General features: G+C 69.8%; 5 protein-coding genes. 3 read left to right on the forward strand and 2 right to left on the reverse strand.

The window, feature by feature from the left end; all coding sequences use genetic code 11:
* A partial coding sequence (gene sepH, locus G6019_RS12140) for a septation protein SepH (protein ID WP_182627692.1) occupies nucleotides 1–319 on the reverse strand: 319 nt, incomplete at its 3' end.
* 145 nt (nucleotides 320–464) lie between these two features.
* Nucleotides 465–1,589: a phosphoserine transaminase gene (gene serC / locus G6019_RS12145; RefSeq protein ID WP_107755847.1), complete on the reverse strand. Its 1,125-nt coding sequence runs from the start codon at nucleotides 1,587–1,589 to the stop codon at nucleotides 465–467.
* Nucleotides 1,590–1,677: 88 nt separating this feature from the next.
* Here serC and pdxH point away from each other — a divergent pair, with 88 nt between their 5' ends.
* From pdxH to G6019_RS12160, 3 genes are all read left to right on the forward strand, one after another.
* Nucleotides 1,678–2,343, forward strand: a complete 666-nt coding sequence (pdxH, locus tag G6019_RS12150) for a pyridoxamine 5'-phosphate oxidase (RefSeq protein WP_182613172.1) — start codon at nucleotides 1,678–1,680, stop codon at nucleotides 2,341–2,343.
* A 165-nt stretch (nucleotides 2,344–2,508) separates the two neighbouring features.
* Nucleotides 2,509–3,798 carry a citrate synthase gene (locus tag G6019_RS12155; RefSeq protein WP_107755849.1) on the forward strand — a complete coding sequence of 430 codons (1,290 nt, stop codon included), beginning with the start codon at nucleotides 2,509–2,511 and terminating at the stop codon, nucleotides 3,796–3,798.
* Between the two features lie 31 nt (nucleotides 3,799–3,829).
* Nucleotides 3,830–4,186: an FKBP-type peptidyl-prolyl cis-trans isomerase gene (locus G6019_RS12160; protein ID WP_107755850.1), complete on the forward strand. Its 357-nt coding sequence runs from the start codon at nucleotides 3,830–3,832 to the stop codon at nucleotides 4,184–4,186.
* Nucleotides 4,187–4,236 lie beyond the last annotated feature (50 nt).

The following is a 4,236-nucleotide window of genomic DNA, read 5'->3' on the forward strand; positions in this document are numbered from 1 at the left end:
CCCGCGCGAGTTCGGCCGCGGTCGCGCGCTCGAGGAGCACGGGGACGGCGAATCCCTCGATCCGGGACATCGGGACCCCGGCGTCGGCGGCGACGTCCTCGGGGGAGGCGCCGTGCCGGATCCGGTCCTGGATCTCTCGCGGGCGCAGCGTGCCCGTGACGGGAACGCTCCGGGACGCGTCGGGGGTCACGGCTTCTCCGCGGGCGGCGGCACGGAACCTGTCGTCGAGGGGGAGGGCCAGGGTCTCGCCCGAGTCGGGGAGCTCACACTCGACCACGGCCGAGTCGGCGTCCACCCCGATGATCCTCAGCTTCCGCATACCGCCTCCTCGACTCCTCGCGGTCCCCTGGGCGGCTCGAACGGCGCGCTCCCGGGCCCCGGGCGTTCCCACCATCGTAGGTCAGCACAGCCCACCCGGCGTCGTGACGGGCCGGGTGGGCTGCGGAATTGTGGTGGGCCGGGGGTCAGCCGAGCTGCCCCACCACGTGGTCGATGCACCGGGTCAGTCGCGTGACGTCCTCGGGGTCGATCGCCGGGAACATGCCGATGCGGAGCTGGTTGCGGCCGAGCTTGCGGTACGGCTCGGTGTCGAGGATGCCGTTCGCCCGCAGGGTCTTGGCGACCAGTGCGGCGTCGATCGACGCGTCGAGGTCGATGGTGCCGACGACCTGCGAACGGTGGGCGGGCTCGGTGACGAAAGGCGTGGCGTAGTCGCTGGCCTCGGCCCAGTCGTACAGGCGGGAGGACGAGTCCCGGGTGCGCGCCACGCACCAGTCCAGACCGCCCTGGGTGTTCATCCACTCGATCTGGTCGGCGAACATCAACAGGGTGGCCACGGCCGGGGTGTTGTACGTCTGGTTCTTGGAGGAGTTGTCCACCGCGGTGGGCAACGAGAGGAAGTCCGGGCACCAGCGGTCGGTGGCCGCGATCTCGGACACGCGCTCGAGGGCGGCCGGGCTCATGATCGACACCCAGATGCCACCGTCGGAGGCGAAGCACTTCTGCGGCGCGAAGTAGTAGACGTCGGCGTCGGAGATGTCGACGGGAAGCCCGCCGGCCCCGGAGGTGGCGTCGATCGCGACGAGGGCGTCCTCCGAGCCCGCCGGGCGGGTCACCGGCACCATCACACCCGTGGAGGTCTCGTTGTGCGCCCAGCCGATGAGGTCCACGGACGGGTCCGAGGTGGGATCGGGCGCCGACCCCGGCTCGGCCGAGACCACTATCGGGTCGGCGAGGAAGGGCGCAGCGCCGGTGACCTTGGCGAACTTCGAGGAGAACTCACCGTAGGTCAGGTGGAGGGACTTCTCGCGGACCAGGCCGAACGCCGCGGCGTCCCAGAACGCGGTGGTGCCGCCGTTGCCCAACACGACCTCGTATCCCTCGGGGAGGGAGAACAGGGAGGACAGGCCCTCACGGATCCTTCCCACGACGTTCTTGACCGGCGCCTGGCGGTGGCTGGTGCCCATCACCGAGGTGGCGGCGGCGGAGACGGCCTCGATCTGCTCGGGGCGGACCTTGGACGGGCCGCAGCCGAAGCGGCCGTCGGCGGGCGCGAGGTCGGCGGGGATGGTGGGCAACTGATCGCTCATGCTCGTGGGGTGCCGTTCCTTGTGGTGGGATTCTCGATCGTCACCATCCTAGTCGGGGGCGCGTCGGCCTCGGAGTAGCGTCTGGGACATGGGCGATCCCGCACTCGAACCGGCCGACTTCGACACGATGCGCGTCGGATACGGTCTGCACACCAGCCTGGACGTGGGCGATCTGCACGACGGCTGGCTCCCGCTCTTCGCCGCGTGGCTCGAGGAGGCCGGCCACCGGGGTGTGCGCGAGCCCAACGCGATGGTCCTCGGCACCGTCGGCGTCGACGGCAGGCCGTCGACCCGGACGGTGCTGTGCAAGGGCGCGGACGACCGGGGCCTGACGTTCTTCACGACGATGAGCTCCCGCAAAGGTGTGCAGTTGGCGCGGTCCGGGTACGCCTCGGCGACGTTCCCGTGGTTGACGGTGGAACGCCAGGTCCACGTCGAGGGCCGCTGCAGTCCACTGGAGCGGGCGGAGAGCCTGGCGTACTGGCGTACGCGTCCGAGGGGGTCCCAGGTGGCGGCGTGGGCGTCGGAGCAGTCGCAGCCCGTGGGCGGGGTCGAGGAGTTGAACGCGCTCTACCGGGTCGCCGAGGAGCGGCTCGCGGACGTCGAGGAGATCCCGATGCCCGACCGGTGGGGTGGATACCGACTTCGCCCGGACCGTGTGGAGTTCTGGCAGGGGGGTCGGGACCGGTTCCATGACCGGGTGGAATGTCTCCGGGAACAGGGGGGGTGGACGGTCCGGCGGCTGCAACCCTGACCCGCTGACGGGTCGCGCACGCGTATCGGCCCCCCGGGCGGGCACGGCCCGGGGGGAGCGGACCGGTGCACGCTTCGGAGCGCGGGCGACCGTCACGGTAGGGTGTGGCACAGCACATTCGTGGCGGGAGATGCCGCCGGGACCAGTCGTCGGAGAGGGAATCGCGTGACCGCAGGCTCGAACGGTTCGGACCGCAAGGCAACACTGTCCTATCCCGGCGGTGAGCTCGCGCTCGACGTGGTGGACGCGACCTGCGGAAGCGACGCGGTGCAGTTGGGTTCACTGCTGGCCAAGACCGGGATGACCACACTGGACGTCGGGTTCGTCAACACCTCCGCCTGCACCTCCTCGATCACCTACATCGACGGCAACGAGGGCATCCTGCGTCACCGCGGGTATCCGATCGACCAGCTCGCCGACAACGCCTCGTTCCTCGAGGTCTCCTACCTGCTCATCTACGGTGAGGACCCGACGGAGGCCCAGCTCGCGGAGTTCACCGAGAAGGTGCTCGGGGAGACCGCGCTGCCTGGCCAGATGATGCCGCTGCTGCAGGCGTTCCCGCTGGACACCCACCCGATGCCCGTCTTCTCCGCCGGTGTGAGCCTCTTCGGGACCCACGGGGACGACCTCGACATCGACGACCCCAAGGCCGTGGACCTGGCCACCGCCCGGCTGTTGGGCCGCGGCCCGACTCTCGCCGCCGCCATCGAGCGCATCCGACGTGGCCATGACGCCGTCGATCCGGACCCCTCGCTCGGATACGTCCGAAACTTCCTCCGTATGACGTTCGGGCCGGACTACGAGGTCACCGACGAGATCGCCGACGCCCTCGACATGCTGCTCGTCCTCCACGCGGACCACGAACAGAACTGCTCCACCTCGACCGTCCGCATGGTCGGGTCCTCCGAGGCGCCGTTGTACGCCTCCATCACCGGCGGCATCAACGCCCTGTACGGGCCGCTGCACGGTGGGGCCAACCAGGCCGTGCTCGAGATGCTCGAGCGCATCGAGTCGGAGGGCGGCGACGCCACCGACTACATGGATCGTGTCAAGAACAAGGTGGACGGCGTCAAGCTGATGGGCTTCGGCCACCGCGTCTACAAGAGCTATGACCCGCGCGCCCAGATCGCGAAGAAGCACGCGCACGCCCTGCTGTCGCAGAGCAACGACCCTCTTCTCGAGATCGCGCTCAAGCTCGAGGAGACCGCGTTGGCCGACGACTACTTCGTCGAGCGCAAGCTCTACCCGAACGTGGACTTCTACACCGGCCTCATCTATCGCGCGATGGGCTTCCCCACCGAGATGTTCACCGTGCTGTTCGCGCTCGGCCGGATGCCGGGGTGGATCGCGCACTGGCGCGAGATGCGCGAGGATCCGTCCACCAAGATCAACCGCCCGCGCCAGGTCTACACCGGCCCGGCCGAGCGGAGCTTCACCCCGATCAGCCAGCGCTGAGCCCGGGAAACGGACTCCAGGAGGAGACACCATGGACAAGCCCGAGATCGACATGCCGACCGGCCCCGCCCCCACTGACCTCGTCAGCGCGGACCTCACTGTCGGGGAGGGCGCCGAGGCGGTGGCCGGCGGTAACGTCACCGTCCACTACGTCGGTGTCGACTACGAGACCGGCGAGCAGTTCGACTCCTCGTGGGACCGGGGCGAGTCCATCACGTTCCCGCTCAACGGCCTCATCCAGGGCTGGCAGGAAGGGATCCCGGGCATGAAGGTCGGGGGTCGCCGTCAGCTGGTCATCCCGCCGGACAAGGCCTACGGGACCTCCGCGGCCCTGCACCCGCTCGGCGGCAAGACCCTGGTGTTCGTCATCGATCTGCTCGACGCCTGAGACCGCCCCCGTCTCAACCCGACGCCCCGCCCCCCGTTCCGGGGGGCGGG

Origin of the sequence: Dietzia sp. DQ12-76 (assembly GCF_014145045.1) — a bacterium.
Classification (GTDB): Bacteria; Actinomycetota; Actinomycetes; order Mycobacteriales; family Mycobacteriaceae; genus Dietzia.